This window comes from Halopseudomonas litoralis, from assembly GCF_900105005.1.
Lineage (GTDB): Bacteria > Pseudomonadota > Gammaproteobacteria > Pseudomonadales > Pseudomonadaceae > Halopseudomonas > Halopseudomonas litoralis.
This window is the reverse complement of the sequence record NZ_LT629748.1, coordinates 1521645-1538350: the sequence shown is the minus strand read 5'-3', so window position 1 is coordinate 1538350 and position 16706 is coordinate 1521645. Positions and strand designations below refer to the sequence as shown.

General features: G+C 56.4%; 18 protein-coding genes and 1 tRNA gene. 12 read left to right on the top strand and 7 right to left on the bottom strand.

The window, feature by feature from the left end; all coding sequences use genetic code 11:
- Nucleotides 1–32 precede the first annotated feature (32 nt).
- The 4 genes from BLU11_RS07395 (at nt 33) to BLU11_RS07380 (ending at nt 2080) form a co-directional block, all read left to right on the top strand.
- Nucleotides 33–401, top strand: coding sequence for a low affinity iron permease family protein (locus tag BLU11_RS07395; RefSeq protein ID WP_231702286.1), 369 nt, complete (start codon nt 33–35; stop codon nt 399–401).
- Between the two features lie 125 nt (nt 402–526).
- A complete protein-coding gene (locus BLU11_RS07390; protein ID WP_090272741.1) occupies nt 527–913 on the top strand; it encodes a hypothetical protein in 387 nt (128 codons plus the stop codon).
- A 76-nt stretch (nt 914–989) separates the two neighbouring features.
- Entirely contained in the window at nt 990–1391 is a 402-nt protein-coding gene (locus BLU11_RS07385) for an antitoxin Xre-like helix-turn-helix domain-containing protein (protein ID WP_090272740.1), read from the top strand.
- A complete protein-coding gene (locus tag BLU11_RS07380) occupies nt 1385–2080 on the top strand; it encodes an RES family NAD+ phosphorylase (protein ID WP_090272739.1) in 696 nt (231 codons plus the stop codon). Before BLU11_RS07385 ends, BLU11_RS07380 begins: the two co-directional genes overlap by 7 nt.
- 154 nt (nt 2081–2234) lie before the next feature.
- On the opposite strand, the gene BLU11_RS07375 is transcribed toward BLU11_RS07380, so the two are convergent.
- From BLU11_RS07375 to phnC, 7 genes are all read right to left on the bottom strand, one after another.
- Nucleotides 2235–2308: transfer RNA gene (locus BLU11_RS07375), tRNA-Cys, on the bottom strand.
- A 305-nt stretch (nt 2309–2613) separates the two neighbouring features.
- Complete coding sequence (locus BLU11_RS07370) at nt 2614–3642, bottom strand: alpha/beta fold hydrolase (RefSeq protein ID WP_090272738.1); 1029 nt, start codon at nt 3640–3642, stop codon at nt 2614–2616.
- Between the two features lie 90 nt (nt 3643–3732).
- Nucleotides 3733–4629 (bottom strand): LysR family transcriptional regulator, encoded by an 897-nt coding sequence (locus BLU11_RS07365; RefSeq protein WP_090272737.1) that lies wholly within the window; start codon nt 4627–4629, stop codon nt 3733–3735.
- On the bottom strand, nt 4623–5633 hold the full coding sequence (locus BLU11_RS07360) for a phosphonate dehydrogenase (RefSeq protein WP_090272736.1): 1011 nt from the start codon (nt 5631–5633) through the stop codon (nt 4623–4625). Before BLU11_RS07360 ends, BLU11_RS07365 begins: the two co-directional genes overlap by 7 nt.
- Nucleotides 5634–5642: 9 nt before the next feature.
- Complete coding sequence (phnE, locus tag BLU11_RS07355) at nt 5643–6470, bottom strand: phosphonate ABC transporter, permease protein PhnE (RefSeq protein ID WP_090272735.1); 828 nt, start codon at nt 6468–6470, stop codon at nt 5643–5645.
- Between the two features lie 9 nt (nt 6471–6479).
- Nucleotides 6480–7340, bottom strand: coding sequence for a phosphate/phosphite/phosphonate ABC transporter substrate-binding protein (gene phnD, locus BLU11_RS07350; protein ID WP_090272734.1), 861 nt, complete (start codon nt 7338–7340; stop codon nt 6480–6482).
- Nucleotides 7337–8188, bottom strand: coding sequence for a phosphonate ABC transporter ATP-binding protein (gene phnC, locus BLU11_RS07345; protein WP_090272733.1), 852 nt, complete (start codon nt 8186–8188; stop codon nt 7337–7339). The genes phnD and phnC overlap by 4 nt, the downstream gene beginning before the upstream one ends.
- Nucleotides 8189–8524: 336 nt before the next feature.
- On the opposite strand from phnC, the gene BLU11_RS07340 reads away from it, so the two are divergent.
- The 8 genes from BLU11_RS07340 to BLU11_RS07300 all read left to right on the top strand — a co-directional run bounded on the left by BLU11_RS07340 (nt 8525) and on the right by BLU11_RS07300 (nt 16699).
- Nucleotides 8525–9286 (top strand): TerC family protein, encoded by a 762-nt coding sequence (locus tag BLU11_RS07340; RefSeq protein ID WP_090272732.1) that lies wholly within the window; start codon nt 8525–8527, stop codon nt 9284–9286.
- Between the two features lie 203 nt (nt 9287–9489).
- On the top strand, nt 9490–10110 hold the full coding sequence (locus BLU11_RS07335) for a paraquat-inducible protein A (protein ID WP_090272731.1): 621 nt from the start codon (nt 9490–9492) through the stop codon (nt 10108–10110).
- A complete protein-coding gene (locus BLU11_RS07330) occupies nt 10107–10727 on the top strand; it encodes a paraquat-inducible protein A (RefSeq protein ID WP_407920229.1) in 621 nt (206 codons plus the stop codon). The genes BLU11_RS07335 and BLU11_RS07330 overlap by 4 nt, the downstream gene beginning before the upstream one ends.
- Nucleotides 10717–12399, top strand: a complete 1683-nt coding sequence (locus tag BLU11_RS07325) for a PqiB family protein (RefSeq protein ID WP_090272730.1) — start codon at nt 10717–10719, stop codon at nt 12397–12399. Before BLU11_RS07330 ends, BLU11_RS07325 begins: the two co-directional genes overlap by 11 nt.
- Entirely contained in the window at nt 12396–13022 is a 627-nt protein-coding gene (locus BLU11_RS07320) for a PqiC family protein (protein ID WP_331456697.1), read from the top strand. Before BLU11_RS07325 ends, BLU11_RS07320 begins: the two co-directional genes overlap by 4 nt.
- 208 nt (nt 13023–13230) lie before the next feature.
- Nucleotides 13231–13833, top strand: coding sequence for a retropepsin-like aspartic peptidase RloA3 (rloA3, locus tag BLU11_RS07315; RefSeq protein WP_157718617.1), 603 nt, complete (start codon nt 13231–13233; stop codon nt 13831–13833).
- A 1104-nt stretch (nt 13834–14937) separates the two neighbouring features.
- Complete coding sequence (locus BLU11_RS07305; RefSeq protein ID WP_090272729.1) at nt 14938–16341, top strand: NAD(P)/FAD-dependent oxidoreductase; 1404 nt, start codon at nt 14938–14940, stop codon at nt 16339–16341.
- Between the two features lie 10 nt (nt 16342–16351).
- The gene (locus BLU11_RS07300) at nt 16352–16699 is read left to right on the top strand and encodes a cupin domain-containing protein (protein ID WP_090272728.1); all 348 of its coding nucleotides are present in this window, start codon (nt 16352–16354) and stop codon (nt 16697–16699) included.
- Nucleotides 16700–16706 lie beyond the last annotated feature (7 nt).

Here is a 16706-nt window from a genome sequence, read left to right as displayed (position 1 = left end):
TAAATTATTGTCTTAACACTGAGGGTGCACACATGACCAAGAAAGGAATGTTCGAATGCGCGTCTGAATGGCTTGCCGACAAAGCCGGCAGCGGCCCCACCTTTGCCCTTGCTATCGCCGGCATCGTCGTCTGGGCGGGCAGCGGCCCCCTTTGGGGATTTAACGACACCTGGCAACTGATCGTTAATACCAGCACAACGATCATTACTTTTCTGATGGTTTTCCTGATCCAGAACACACAGAACCGCGATACAGATGAAATCCATATCAAACTGGATGCATTGTTACATGCCACCCAGGGTGCGCACGACCATCTGTTGTCGCTGGAAGATCGGAACGCAAAGGAGCTCAAAGCACTACGCGAGGAATATATCGAGCTGGGCCGCAAGAACGTCGGCTAGGAATGACCTGCTCCATCGTTGAATTGAGGCTTGGCCAACAGGTATTTCCGCAAGAGCGGATAAAATAGTTATTTTTTATCTTCTACACCATAGAATTCTACTGCATAGAACAGAGGTGTTAGCTGATGAAGAAGCTATTTCAATTGCGAAGTCGCAAGGAAGTGTACTGGGCCCGGCAGTGGCTCCTTGGGCAGATAAAAGCTGGCCGGTTATCGCTGCGTTATCAGCTGATTGAACTGCTGGATACAGCCGAGCAGATGCAGAAACTGGTCGACCAGCAACTGGATTCGGAGTCTCGCACGCGCTTGCAGAAAGCACTTTCTGCCAGACGCGCGCGGGAAGCTGTTATATCAGAGCGTGCTAGAGCAGCACCCTGCATGCGCATGGTGCGCACCGAAGTAACAGCGCAGGCGCGTGAGATGCTGCATGTCATTGCCGCCTCCAGAGGAGTAACCACGTCTGAGTTGATCTTCTTGATGCTGGAAGATGAATACGACAGCATCGTCCGCTGAAGCTAAGTGTAGTCTGCAGATATGCTATTCTTCACTTGCAGTCTACAGACAACGAGCGGCATGGCGGGAAGACACAATGTCATTAGCAGACATCCAAAGGATCACAGCTGAAAAGCATCAAAGCACTGCAGGCTTGCGCACCGCGATAACTATCATGGAGCGCTGGGGTGCGTTACGCGAGCAGATGGCCAGGACTCTCCGTGTTTCGAGCAGCACCCTTGCTCGAGCCAAAGCGGGTAACGGGACCATTACGCTGGATAATGATCAGCTCGATAGAGTCAGCTATGTGCTCAACATCCATGCCACACTCCGGCTTGTGTTCGACAATCCTGACAACGTGTATGGCTTCGTCAAGTTGCCCAATCACAACGCCTTCTTCAATGGCCGCAAGCCATTGGATGTCATGGCAGAGGGCAGTTTTGCATCGCTTTACGAGACTTTCCGCCGAATTGACGGGCTGCGAGGGGCGATGTGGTGAACTGGGATGAGCTGTCAGATGTCGACTCCGCTCAGGCGACCAGTTACCGGCTGGTCAACTCGAAGTACCCGCCCATCGCCCTGTTTGACGATGTGGCAGATCCGGAGGAGTTCGAGGTCCTGTATGAACTGCAGGCGCGCACCAACCCCCGCCTGCTGAATGAGGCTGGCCGGCTTGAGTTCGTTTCGAGAAGCGATATCCCCTTCGGCAGCCCGGGGTGCTCCTATGCGGTGGCACCGTTCACTCATATCAACCCAGCCGGTTCACGCTTCAGTGACGGCAGTTTCGGCATTCTATATCTGGCTGACACTATCACCACCGCACTGGCGGAGGTGCAATGTCACCAGCAAAGCTACTGGGCTGGAGTGGAGGGACTCGCCTTTGATCGCGTGCTGTTGCGAGGTTTGTGCTGCAAGTTTGATCAAACCGGCATGCGCGATTTGACCGATATAGCTGCTGAGCACCCAATCTATGATGCCGACAGCTATGCCGCCGCCCGCGTCGCTGGAGCCAAACTGAAACAGGCTCGCGTCCCGGGACTCAGATACAAGTCGGTCCGCAGTCCAGGCAATATTTGCTGGGGGCTCTTTACGCCACGGCCTGTGCGCTCGATGGTGCAATCGACTCACTATGAAATGATCTGGGATGGCAGGGCCATTTCCAGCGTTAACAAGATAAGCTCGGTTTAATGCACGCACCAGCTAGTCGAATTCAGTGACTGGCGGCTCTACCATTCGAGGATTAATAGGGTTGCGGAAACGATTGGGGAAATGCGGAAATTATTCGAAAAAATCCGAACAAACAAAAAGCCCCGCAAACGTAGAGCCTGCGGGGCTTTAATACTGGAGGCCGAGGTCGGAATCGAACCGGCGTTCACGGATTTGCAATCCGCTGCATGACCACTCTGCCACCCGGCCTCGAAGGGGGCTGTTGTACTGCAGATGCAGTGCAACGAAAACTGGAGCGGGAAACGAGATTTCAATCAAGCATCTAACTCTTTGATTGTAAAAAGCTTTCCGCAACAGTTGCCTAAACAACGGACGCAATTATGGACTTACTTTTCCTTCCAGGCAACCCTTACGGCCATTTTTTCTTCATAATCGCACCGGAGCTGGATTCTCTGCAGATTCATGGCTGCCTTGGCCGGAATGGACAAGTCTGCTTTGCACAGGATCTCCATCCACCGGCACTACTCGGATGGCGCCGGTGGATGGAGTCCGTGTCAGTCTTGTTCCATTTCGTTGTTCAGCCCACGCAGCAGCGCCTCGTGGAACCGGTCCGGCGCCTCTACCTGCGGCGAGTGCCCCAGCTCCGGAAACTCGACCAGGGTGGCGTTGGGAATCGCCTCTGCGGTATCGCGCCCCAATACCGGATAGTTACCCAGCCGCGCCGCGACGTCGGGTTTTGCGCGGTTGGCACCGGGAGCGGTACGGTCCATTCCCCCGATCAGTAGCAAAGTGGGCACTTTGATGCGATCAAACTCATGCACTACCGGCTGGGTGAAGATCATGTCAGAGGTTTGTGCCTGGTTCATCGCCACCTGTTCGCGGCCGGGGCCGGCGTACAAGCCGGCCTGCATCGACACCCAGCGCGAATACTCCGGTTTCCATTCGCCGTCGTAATAGACGCGTTGCTGGTAGGCCTTGATGCTGTCGAAGTCCGTCTTCAACTCGCCTTGATAAAGCTGGTCGATGGAGGCATAAGGCACACCTTCAGCCTGCCAGTCCTCCAGCCCGATCGGGTTGACCAGTACCAGTTGTTCGGTGGTATCCGGGTAGCTCAAGGCATAGCGTGCCGCCAGCATCCCACCCATCGAATGGCCAGCGATGGTGGCTTGGTCAACGTCCAGAGAATCCAGCAGTGTCTGGGTAGTGGCGGCCAGTTGGTTGAAGCTGAATTGGTAGCCCACCGGCTTGGTCGAGCTGCAGAAGCCGATCTGATCGGGCACGATCACGCGGTAGCCGTGGTCAGCCAGCACGTCGATGGTCGCTTCCCAGGTCGCGCCGCAGAAGTTCTTGCCATGCATCAGCACGATCGTGCGACCGTTGGCCTGCGCGGTTGGGGCAACATCCATATAACCCATTGACAAGGTCTGACCCTGGGAGTCGAATTCGAACCGCTGCAACGGGTGCGGGTAGTCGAAGCCCTGCAGTTGCGGGCCGTAACTGGCCGTCGGTTCGGCGGCATGAAGCGGTGCGGTGGCCAGCAGGAGGCCGGCGGTGATTGACATCAATGGCAAGGAAGCTTTCATGGGACCTCGTTCGGATCGGGTGACAACGCAGTCACTGTAGGCAAACGCAGGGTTTGTCTGCAAGCGGCTCGTTCATCTACACAACGGCGCCTAAATGTGCCCAGTGCTCAAGAGCGAACCTCCGCCCCCATTAAGCAAATGACTGACAAAATCCGGCAGTTGATCTGACTTTGCCGGGTTTTCACGCCAGACGACCATCAGCTCCTTATCCAGGCCTGCCCCGCTGAACGGGACAGCACAAAGGCTGCCTGTTTGAACTTCCTCTGTGACGGTAGAGGCCAGCACCAGCGAAATCCCCAGCCCTGCTTTGACAGCCTGCTTGACCGCTTCCGTGCTACCTAGCTGCATTGACACTCCAGGGATGGCACTTCCATGAGCAAAATAGCGATCCAGCAACCGCCCAGTGCCCGTCCCTGACTCCCCGCCGATCAACTCCATACCGGCTAGATGTTCCGGGCCGACCTGGGAAAGCGCCGCATAGGGATGTGTCGGTGGCACTATCAGTACCAGCGGCTCCTTTCTCCAGCTTCGCGCCTGGAAGCCCGTTTGAGGTTGCCACCACTCCATGACCGCTACATCCACTTCTGCATTTTGCAACTTCTGCGCAATGATCGGGTTGCTACCTATCGCCAGTTCTAAGTCAGGGCTGTGCTCTGCGGTAACGAACGAGCGTACATACGGCTGCAATATATAGATACCGATGTTCGAGCTCGCCCCCACGCGCAGGTCCCGCCCACTGATTGCGGCCATAGCACGCTCATTCAGCTTCAACATGCTCTCGGCATAGGGCAACAGTAGCAGCGCTTCGGGGGTTGGCTGACAGCCGGTGCGCCCCCGTACAACCAAGCCGACCTGGAGTTGCTCCTCCAGCTTCTGGATATGTTGCGTTACCGTCGGCTGGGCGATCCCCAGCCGGTCTGCGGTAACCTGGAAACTTCTATGCTGAAGCAAGGCAACCAATGTCTTGATCCAGACTAGATTCAGCACGCAGCGGCTCCGGCCTTGGCAACATGATTGGCGGCATCTTTAGGAATATCGCCTTTCAGCGCCTGCAAGATATTTTCTGCGGCCCGGCGCTCGATGGCCAAACGAACTCCGCTGACCGCCGACCCTATATGCGCACTGAATACTGTATTGGGCTGCGCCAACAAATCCGGATCAATAGCGCGCGGCCGGTCCTCCCTGGCCCAGTCCTCCATTTCAAATACGTCTGCCGCATAGCCTCCCAAGTGACCGCTACGCAATGCGTCAAGCACCGCTTGCTCATCGACCACCGAGCCCCTGCAGGGATTGACCAGAAACGCACCCGCTTTCATCAGAGCAAGACGACTCGCATCGATCGTATGCAGGGTGTGGGAATTGAGCGCCAGCGCCAGCATCACGATATCAGACGTTTCCAGCAGCGCCTCTAGCGAGCAGAACTCAATATCCAACGCCGCCTCTTCCACGGCGTTCAACGCCTGCAGTTCGCTGTACCGGACCTTTGCGCCCCACCCTTTGAGCCGCTGTGCCAATGCTTTGCCGATCGCACCCATACCGACGATACCTACAGTCGATCCCTCAATGCCCAGCCCGTAGAACTGCGGTGTCCAACCCTGAAAATTGCCCGACCGGACATGTTCATCAGCGGCTTTTACCTGCCTCACCAATCCGATTGTCAGCCCGACAGTCAGTTCGGCCGTTGGCACGGTGAGCAGATCCGGTACAAAGGTCAGCCAAACATCCCTTTGCGTACAGGCCTGCACATCAAAATTGTCGAACCCTTTCAGCGCCGCCCCGACAACCTTGAGTTGCGGGCAGGCATCGAGAAAGTCAGCGTCGACACGATCAGGCATGAAGGCCATCATTGCCTGCGCATTGCTAACCCGGCGCAACACCTCATCCCGGGGAAGCGTCTCGGTAGTCTGGTTGGTAATCAGCTCGCAATGCGGAGCGAGTAACTCAAGGGTTTCGTCATGCACTTTATGGGTTATTACGACACGTGGTTTCATATTCAGCTCTTACTTAAATGATTTGCGCAGAAAGCCGCTAAGTGCATCCACCAGCGTTACCATCAGCAGTATGACCAGCAAGATCGCGAGCACTTCCTGGTATTGCATGATTCGCAAAGAGCCCATCAGCTCAAAGCCGATTCCCCCAGCGCCGACCATGCCCATCACCGTGGAAGCGCGGAAGTTGTATTCCCAGCGGTAGATTGAAACATCCGCAAACTGCGGTAGGACCTGAGGCAACACGGCATGGAAGAGCACTTGCAATCGCGTGGCCCCAGCAGCCCGAGCAGCTTCCACCGGCGCTTCATCCACATGCTCTATGGCTTCGGCAAAAAACTTGCCGACCATGCCAATTGAATGCAGCCCGAGCGCCAGCACGCCTGGCAAGGCCCCAAAACCAACCGCCGCTACAAAGATGATGCCCATGATCAGCTCGGGCACCGACCGCAGCCCGTTCAGCACGACCCGGGTCAACTGAAACACCACCGGATGCGGCGATGTGTTGCGCGCCGCCAGAAACGCCAGCGGCAAGGACAGACTGACCGCAATTGCGGTCCCTGCAATGCTCATCGCCAAGGTATCGATCAATGGCGAAAACCAGCTTGCCGCATTACTGAAGTCAGGCGGAAAGGACTCTCCGGCCAGGGTCATAATGGCCGGCACACCCTGGGCCAGGGTGTCAAAGTCCAATAGATTCACATACCAGCTGGCAACCAGCACCACACCGAGAACCGCAGCGACTTGCGCCAGCTTGCGCTTCCAGCCCCGACCATAATCAGTCAGCACCTGTTGACGATCAGCCGTATCCTTCAACGCAACGCTCGAATGAACGCTCATAGCCGCTCCTTACATCGTGGCGAAGTCGAGCCCAAGCAGGCTACCCATATCGCGGATGATGTCGTAATCGGCATCCGCGATCGGAGCAAATCCTTCGGCCTTGAAGTTCTCTAAAACGGTCGGATCGTCCAGATTGACAAAAGCGTTCTTGACGCTGGCCTTGAGATCGGCGTCGAGATTCGAGCGCATGGCCCAGGGGTATTGCGGGTACTCTCCGCTGTAACCCAGCACCTTGACCTTGGTCGGGTCGATCAGACCAGTCTCTAATACGTGCTTAAAGATCACCTCTGACAGCCCTCCCGCGTCGGCATTGCCATTGGCTACGTTCACCGCCACCGCATCATGGCTGCCCACAAAATGTTGCTGATAATCCTTGTCGGCTTTCATCCCAGCTTCCACCAGCACCGTTTTGGGGATCAGGTGACTGGAGGTTGAAGCACGGTCGCCGTAGACCATCTTCTTGTCTTTCAGATCCCCGTAGGAATCCACACCAGAATCAACGTTGGCGATCAATACAGAACGGTAGGTAGGCTTGCCATCGACAAGCATTGCGGCAAAAGGCTCGATTTCACTTTTGCTCTTCGCCAGGACATAGGACAAGGGACCGAAATAGGCCAGATCAATCCGGCCAAAACGCATCGCCTCAATCATGGAGGAGTAATCCGTGGTGACGATCAACTGAACTTTCTTGTCCAGCGTGCTTTCAAGGTAGTCTTTCAGCGGCTGGTTGCGCTTGATCAGCTCCGAGGCGTTTTCATCTGGCAGCAGTGCCACCTTGAGGGTGTCAGGATTGGCGTCGGCAGCCATCGTTGAACTCGCTCCTGCAATAAAAAGACCTGCAGCCAGCACTATTTTGTTAAGCAGTTTCATTGAGCAATCTCCAGTTTTGTAACAGAGCGAAGGTGGGAGGCAGGGTTCGAATTTCCAGGACAGGCGTCAGCTGTCAGGGTATTAGCCTTCTCAGACGCCGCGTAGATACGCGCCAGCTGAGCCTCATTCAGCTCACCCGCTGCGCCATCAAAAACCATATGGGAGTTGGCCAGTCCGATAATGCGATCGGCAAAACGCTGGGCATACTCAAGCTGATGCAGAGACACCACGGCAGTGATGCCATCTTCCTGGCAAATGCGCTTGAGTAACGACAACACTATTTCCGAGGTGGCCGGGTCCAGGCTGGCAACGGGCTCATCGGCCAGAATCATGCTGGGTTCCTGGGCCAGTGCGCGGGCAATGCCTACCCGTTGTTGCTGCCCGCCGGAAAGCTGATCGACACGCATCAATGCCTTGTCGGCCAGACCCACGCGGTCGAGACAATGCAAAGCCAGATCAAGGTCATGCCGGGGCAAGGGAAACAGGCTGCGCCATGTACTGTGATAGGCCAGCCGGCCCGTTAGCACGTTAGCCAGCGCCGTGTGACGCAAGATCAACTGATGATGCTGAAAGACCATCGCAGTCTTGCGCCTGTGGCTACGCAGGCCAGTTCGCGCATCAAGCGGCCCAAACTCGCGGGATACCACCCGCCCGCTGGACGGCTGTACTAGATGGTTGAGTGTGCGTAACAAGGTCGACTTGCCCGCACCGGACAAACCCAGCAGCACAGTGAATTCGCCGTGAGCAAAACTCACGGAAGTCGAACGCAGCGCCACAACGCCCCCAGGATAGGTGACGCCCAAGTCGTCCACCCTGAGAATAGGGTTCGTCACATGTTTCGGTGCCATATGATCACCTTTAGCAATTTTTTGAACCGCTTTATTGCGAATCAGAATCCAACGCTAAGGTAAATAAGTGACGGTGGCGTGACGTAGACGTGACAGTTCGGATAACAAGCACTGACATAGGAAGTCTTCCCTGCCACTGGTAACCCACCTCAGCTGATACAGCTTGAACCGTACGTGACAATCGAGTGTCTGCTTGCTCTGCGTAGCGCCGTTGTGTAAAACGTTAAAACAAATCAAGCCCGCAACCATCGCCCTAGCAGTGTTTGATACGGAAGTGATTTGCAGGCCCATTAAGCACCATCACGGCTCCCAACTGACCACAACTCGAGTTTCTCAATGGAATCGCTTCTACTGCTGTTTTCCCAACCCACCACATGGGTGGCCCTGGCCACGCTGATCGCCATGGAGGTAGTGCTCGGCATCGACAACCTCATCTTCATTTCGATCTTGACCAACAAGCTTCCCGAAGGTCAGCGGGAACGCGCACGGCGCATCGGCATTGGCCTGGCGCTGGTTATGCGGTTGGGCTTGCTGGGAACCGTGGCCTGGATCGTTCAGCTAACCGAGCCTGTTTTCGAGCTGATGGGCAATGCTTTTTCCTGGAAAGACATGATCTTGATTGCTGGAGGTCTGTTTTTGTTATGGAAAGCAACCAAGGAAATCCACCACAGTATGGATCCGGAGTCTGGCGGTGACATGTTCGAAGGCAAGCCGCTGGAGAACGCGGTGACGATGGGCTTCGGTGCTGCAATTACGCAAATTCTGGTGCTCGACCTGGTGTTTTCCATCGACAGCATCATCACCGCTGTAGGGATGACTGAGCACGTCCCTATCATGGTTATCGCCGTAGTATTTGCGGTCACCGTTATGCTCGTGGCCGCAAATCCGCTAGCCAAGTTCATAAACGACAACCCGACAGTCGTGATGCTTGCCCTGGGTTTCTTGCTGATGATCGGTATGACGCTGATTGCCGAAGGCTTCGGTGCCCATGTTCCTAAGGGATACGTCTATGCAGCCATGGCGTTCTCAGCAGGCATCGAGGTGCTTAACATGTTGTCCCGACGTGCAAAACGAAAGCAGCGAGAGTCAACCATCTAAGGTGCGCACCAGCGCACCGGGGTTGGCGCCTATCTCTTCGGCAAGCACGCTCTGTTGTACGCCATCCCCGAGGCGATAGGCCAGCAGCAGAGTGTTGGCCAAGGCCGGCGGTAACCCCGAGTCAGCAAGAGCAATATGGCAACAATTGCTTGTGCAACGATCAGTGTTAGCATGCCTGACCATTGAAAAGAATATGGAAGATTATGTCGGGGCCTGAAACACGCCAAGTCCAGCTGGTCATTTGCGAACATTGCGATTCGGCATACCAGCGCCCTGCCCTGGCCCGCAAACAAACTGCCCACTGTCGGCGTTGCGGCGCACTGCTGGAGCGGGGCCGCCGCCTGAGCACCGACCAACTGCTGGCCTTGACCGTTGCGGCGGCCATTCTGTTTGTGTTTGCCAATACCTTTCCCATCATGGGCATCAGCATGCAGGGATTGAGCAACGAGGCCACGCTATGGGCAACCGTCGAAGCCCTGGCACAGGGGCGAATTACTTTGATTGCTCTGGTCACCGGCCTGAGCATTATCTTCGCGCCAGCCCTGCAGATCATTCTGCTCGCCTGGGTGCTTGTCTATGCCCGCAGTGGGCGAATGGCACCGGGGTTTCGCATCTGCATGCGCACGCTTGAGCATTTGCGTCCCTGGAGCATGCTGGAGGTCTGCTTGCTCGGTATTCTGGTAGCCATCATCAAACTGGCTGGCATGCTGGAAGTGCATCCCGGGATCGGTCTGTGGGCGATGTCCATGCTGACGGTACTGATCATATTGATTGGCGGCCGTGATGTCCGTGAGCTGTGGAACGAACTGGAAATCACTCCATGATCAGCCAACCTCCCTATGCCGCGGAGCTGGGACTGCAGCTGTGTCATGACTGCGGCAATGCTTGCCAACTTACTGATCGCGAATGCCCCCGCTGCTGGTCTGTATTACACGCCCGCAAGCCGAACAGCATTGGCCGCACCTGGGCGTTTCTGATTGGCGCGCTGATCCTTTATATACCGGCCAATCTGCTGCCGGTGATGTATACCGACATGCTTGGCAACGGCAGCGAAAGCACCATCCTCAGCGGCGTCATCGAGTTCTGGAGGGGCGGTTCCTGGGATATCGCCCTACTGATCTTCATCGCCAGTGTGGTGGTGCCCTGTATCAAGTTTTTTGTGCTCGGACTGCTATTGGTTACCGCCCAGCGTCGTAGCCGTTGGGCCATGCCCGAGCGGGCACGGCTCTACCGTTTTATTGAAGTTATCGGCTACTGGTCGATGCTCGATGTGCTGGTGGTTGCCCTGGTGGCAGCGCTGGTGCAATTCCGTGCCCTAAGCACCATAGAACCGCGTCTGGGCATTCTGTTCTTCGGCCTGGTCGTCGTACTGACGATGATGGCCTCAATGAGCTTCGATCCGCGATTGATTTGGGATGCAGAGAAAAACGATGTCAGATAACCCGTATAACCCCAACGCCTCCCCTGCCGCTGCCGGCAGCCCGGAAATCAAGCAGCGCCGCGTGCGTATTTCGCTTATCTGGCTGGTCCCCATCGTTGCGGCATTGGTGGGGGTGTCCATGATGGTACAGAGCTGGCTGTCTGCCGGCCCGCAGATCACTGTGAGTTTTTTGACGGCGGAAGGCCTGGAAGCCAACAAGACACAGGTCAAATACAAGAACGTGGTCATCGGCAGGGTCACCGGCATCACCTTGACTGAAGACCGAACCCGGGTCGTTGCCACCATCGAGCTGGATCAGAATACCGACGCATTTACCCGGGAAGATGCCCAGTTCTGGGTGGTTCGCCCACGCATTGGTGCCGGTGGCGTATCCGGTGTCGACACCCTGTTGTCCGGCTCCTTCATTGGCGCTGACCCCGGCGATGCCACAGAAAGCCGCCACGCGTTCACCGGCCTCGAGGCGCCCCCGCCAGTGACCTTTGGCGTGGAAGGCAAGCGCTTCACGCTGCGCACCAGCGATCTCGGCTCGCTGGATATTGGTTCACCCATCTACTACCGCCGTATTCCGGTAGGTCAAGTTGTTTCCTATGCCCTGAGCGAAGACGGCAAGGGCGTTGCTGTACAGATATTCGTTAATGCGCCCTATGACGACTTCATTACGGCAGACACCCGTTTCTGGAATGCCAGCGGCGTGGATGTATCCCTTGCCGCCGACGGCTTCAAGGTCAATACCCAGTCGCTGTCGTCGATTCTTGCCGGCGGGATTGCCTTCCGTGCCCCCAATTACAGCCCTGATACCGAACCCGCGACCGAGGATCGTGAGTTTGTGTTATTCAATGATATGGGCCAGGCGATGGCGCCCGACGACGGGCCAGCGCGCTTCGTACAAATGCGTTTCGATCAGACTCTGCGTGGCCTGAATGTCGATGCACCGGTGGAGTTTCTGGGTGTGCCGATCGGCCGGGTGGTGTCGGTCAAGCTCGACTATGACGCCAGCAGCAAGAGCTTCCCGGTGCTGGTAGGTGCCGTTATCTATCCCAATCGCCTCGGTGCGGCACATGACAAACTGCTGGCTCTGATTGAAGGTAATGACGAAGAACGGAGTGCACACCTGATCCGGGTGTTTGTCGAGCAAGGCCTGCGCGCCCAGGCACGCACCGGCAACCTGTTGACCGGCCAGCTCTACATTTCACTGGACTTTGATCGCCGCGCGGCCGACGTGGTGTTCGACCCGCACGCCCGACCTTTGGTAATCCCCACCATACCCGGTAGTTTCGACAAGTTGCAGGAACAACTGCAAGCCGTGGTGGACAAGCTCAGCAAATTGCCGATCGAGTCGATGGCGAGCAATCTGGATGGCAGCCTGAGCGAGTTGCGCAAAACGCTCGAGCAGGTCAACAGCGGCGTGCTGCCTCAACTGCAAAGCACCCTGGAACGCTCGGAACAGACGCTGCAGAATGCCAATCAGGCATTGGCTGACGGTTCACCCCAGCGCCAGCAAGTAGGCGACACGCTCGAGGAAGTACAGCGCGCAGTGCGCTCAGTCCGCGTCCTCACCGACTACCTGGGCCGCCATCCCGAGTCCCTTATCCGCGGGCGCGTCAATGCCGAGTCGCCAGCCAGCTTCAAGGGCGGTGCCACCTCCCGTGAACTCAATATGGAGCCCCAATGATGACTCTGCGCCGCTATCTACCTATTTCTCTTCTCTGCATGGCCAGCCTGCTGGCAATGAGCGCCTGCAGCTCCACGCCCAGGCAGTATCACACGCTCATCCCGACACAACCGGCAGCGACCACTCCTGTAAAGAAGGCTGACTTTCAGCTCCAGCTCATGCCCGTGCGCATACCGGTACAGGTCGACCAGCCCAGCCTGGTGATCCGCGAAAGCGACGGCCGGCTGACCATCTTGGAGAACGCACTCTGGGCATCGCCCCCGGCTGACGAGTTCCATGACGCCCTGGCCTTCGAGCTGGAAAACCGCCTCGGCGTCCGCGATCTGGCGGGACTTCCAGGCACAGCCGAGCAGCCGGTACTGACCGTTCGTACCGATGTACGCCGATTCGACTCGCTGCCAGGCAGCCATGTCGCGGTGGATGTGGTGTGGAATATTGAACTCAGCAATACGCTGGACAATAAAAAACGCGGCCTGACCTGCGCCAGCGTGATCCATGAGCCCGCAAACCATGAACTAGCCAATCTGGTATTGGCCCACCAGCGCTCGATCAGCAAGCTAGCGGATGCCATTGCAAACACGGCGCAAAAATGGAAAGCAAACCCCACCCGAGGTTGCCCGTAACAACGCAGCAATATGGCTGAAGCGTCAAAGCCCAGAAAGCGGGGCTTTGACGCTCATATCTATGGGAGAGCCCATCGCTCCAGATCGCTATCCCCTTATCTCCTCTCCCAGAAGCAGCTGACGATACCGGCGCCAAAGCTGATCCGCGATCGTCAGGCACTTTCCTGTCCCGTGTCGGTCTACCTTGCTGTTTCACATGGGATATTTTATGCAGTTATCTAGTAAGGTTCTTTCCATCGCTGCGCTGTTGGGCGCTTCCATGCTATCCGGTACGGCATTTGCCGAGGCGGTTGTAAATGGCAATCCGCCCGATGAGGTTACTCAGGCAGGCGATGTAGCCGACAAGGTCGTGGTTGGATGGGTTGAAAAGGGTCTGATCCTGCCTGAACAGACCGCGGTGAAAATCAAGATAGATTCCGGTGCGCTTATTTCGTCCATGCACGCGGTCAATCTGGAAGAGTTTACCCGCAAGGACAAAAAATGGGTCCGCTACGACGTCACGGTGAAAGATGTAGATACCGACGAGCGAGTGACCATGAATTTCGAACAACCGCTCTATCGGAAAATGACGGTGAGGGGTGCGGGGGGTGAGGATCACCGACCGGTGGTGAAGATGCGCATGTGCATCGGCAACCGCGTTTTCGAAGAACAGTTTTCCCTGCGCGACCGTAGCGATATGAATTATCCGGTGCTACTCGGCCGCCAGACCATCAATCATATCGGTCTGATTGATGTGGACAGCACCTTCATTCTGCCCCTCGATTGCCCGGAGAGCGCCCAGGGGAACAGCGCAGCCACCGGCAGAGGATAAGGAACCACTAGAGGCTCATCGCTGACTCGATGCTGCGCCGCCGGCAGGGACGGCGCACCATCACTGCTTAGACAGGAGTTGAGGAGACCCAGGCACCGTACTGGGTCTCGATTTCCAGTATTCCATTTATCAGGAACTGGACGCCTATTAAGCACATGGGCAGCAGTGGCCTCAAGCAGATCCTTGCCGGTTCCAGCCACAAGAGCTGCATCCCTCGGCCCCTCGCTGTGCCCGCCGCGCGTAGCCCAACAATGCATCGGTCAACTCTGGGCCACGAAGCGCTTTAAGCACTTTCGGGGTAGGTGTCCCGTCGTCTGCGAGGCCAAGGCCGACACTCTTACAGGCCGACTTGGCGTTCGCAATGACTTCGGAGCCAACGAAGTTTGGTGCACCCGTGCGGAAGCCGCCACACGCACGAATCTTTCCCAGGAGACCCATAGCGAACTGCGAGGCGGCGGTGGGTTTGTCCTTGCCTCGTACAGCACAGCTCTGATCCGCATGGCCTTCCTGATTATCTTCCCCTTTTGCTTGGGATCGAAGGTCGTCAGCCCAGACGCATTGATTTGAAGTTCGTGTCCGAATGCGATGGCTATATCGATAGCTTCCGTTATTACCCGAGTCGTCTACTAACTGGGCAAATGCGTGTACGATCGTGTCTGTAACATGAATTTGCGGCATATTGTTTGCAATTAGGAATCAAGCGCTCATATGCCATGTGATCCACCCGATACCGGCCGAAAGACACCACTAACTCAAATAGCTAATAATAAAAATACACCGTTGCGTCTCTGCTTCGCAGACCGCGCTGTTCCAGGTTTGCTATCCGCTCATCCCTAACGGGGCTGGCTATCGTCAGCCTTCCAAATCCCTGACGCCTACGGCCTGGCTTCCCGCTTCGGGACTGCGCGCTTCGCGGCCGTTACCTGTCCAGCCATCTTTCCTGGACGCTGTGAGTCATCATAGGTTAGCACTAAAGTAGCAAATGATTAAGATTTTCCTCACTTGATAGCATTGCGTCTAGTTGTCGCCCACCCGAGAATCCAATCCCAGTACGTAGCTTGAACCTGATAACAAACTCAAGCCGGGAATAAAAAGAGATTCATCATGAAACTTCAGACGACTCCAGCACTCAAGCCCAGCTACTGGCGTGAGTCCATCGACACGATCACTCCTCGCCCAGCCCTACAGGGTACCGAACATGCGGACATCACCATCATTGGCGGAGGCTACGTTGGTCTCTGGACTGCCCTGACCATCAAGCAGCATGAGCCGGACTGTAATGTAGCGCTGCTTGAGCAGCACCTATGCGGTGACGGCGCATCAGGACGCAACGGCGGTTTTGTCATGTCCTGGTGGCCCAAAATAGGCACGCTGCGCTCATTCTGCAGCGACGAACAGGCTCTGTTCCTGGCGAATAGCGCGGAGCAGGCCATCAGCGAGCTGGGTGAGTTTTGTCAGGAGCACGACATTGATGCTCATTTCCTACAGAAAGGCTGGCTGTGGACTGCTACTACTCCGGCCCATATCGATTCCTGGCGAGGCACTCTTAAGGTCTGTGAGCGACTCGGAGTGCGCCCCTTTGAGTTGGTCAAAGCTGAGGATCTAAAACGCCGAACCGGTTCCGATAAGCACCTGGCCGGCGTATTTGAGGCTTCCAATGCCACGGTGCAGCCCGCTGCCCTGGTACAGGGTATGCGTCGTGTAGCACTGGAAGCTGGCGTCAGAATCTTCGAACGCTCTGGTGTCACAGATATCGAACCCGGCGCACCGGTGCTAGTCAGCACCGCTGGCGGCAAGATAAGTACAAACAAGGTGATTCTTTGCAACAACGCCTGGGCTGCTTCCATCCCACAACTATCCCGACTGATAACACCGGTCAACAGCTCCATCGTTACCAGCCAACCGCTTGGGCAACGCCTGGACCAGATCGGTTGGATCGACGGCGAGTCAATTACCGATTCGCAGCTGATGGTGAACTACTACCGCACCACCCGCGATGGTCGCATCGCCTTCGGCAAAGGCACGGGCGCTCTGTCCTACAACGGCAAAATCAATGAAGTCTTCAGCGAGCATCCGCAAAGTATCGAGATGACCCGCCATGACTTTCTCGGCACTTATACCTCACTGTCCGAAGCGGACATCAGCCACAGCTGGTCCGGCCCGGTTGACCGCACCTATGACAGCTTGCCGGCTTTCGGTCACCTGTCTGGCAATCCGGATATCGTTTACGGCATTGGCTGGAGTGGTAATGGCGTAGGCCCAGGCCGCATCGGCGGTCGCATTCTTGCGAGCTTGGCACTGGAGCGCAGAGATGAATGGTCCCAGTGCGCTTTGGTTGGACGCCACAATCGGACCTTTCCACCCGAACCATTCCGCTATCTAGGTGGAACGCTGGTGCGTAACGCCGTCATCCGTAAAGAGCGCGCAGAAATGCAGGGTGCAGCACCGTCAAAAATCGATTTATTACTGGCGAGCCTGGCGCCCGCCGGCTTGGAAGACAAATCCTGAGGAGTGATATATGGAACCTATCGTCGTACGTGCCGTAAATGAAGACAGTTTTGGTGCCGAAGTACCGGTCGGCGCCCCCTTAGGCAATCTGCTGGCTATTACCCGCACCGCCGGAGACCAACCGGTGACCGCTTCAGGCACTCACATGGGCGTATGGGAATGTTCTCCTGGCCAGTTTGAGCGAATGGTGCCGCAGGCCGAGTACAGCTACTTCCTCAGCGGTGAGGGCTGCTTCACTCCGGAGGGTAGTGAACCGGTGCAGTTCTGCGCAGGTGACATGATCTATTTCCAGGCCGACACAAAAGGAGTCTGGAATATAAGGCAGACCGTACGTAAGGCTTATCTGATCATTCATTGAGACGCCG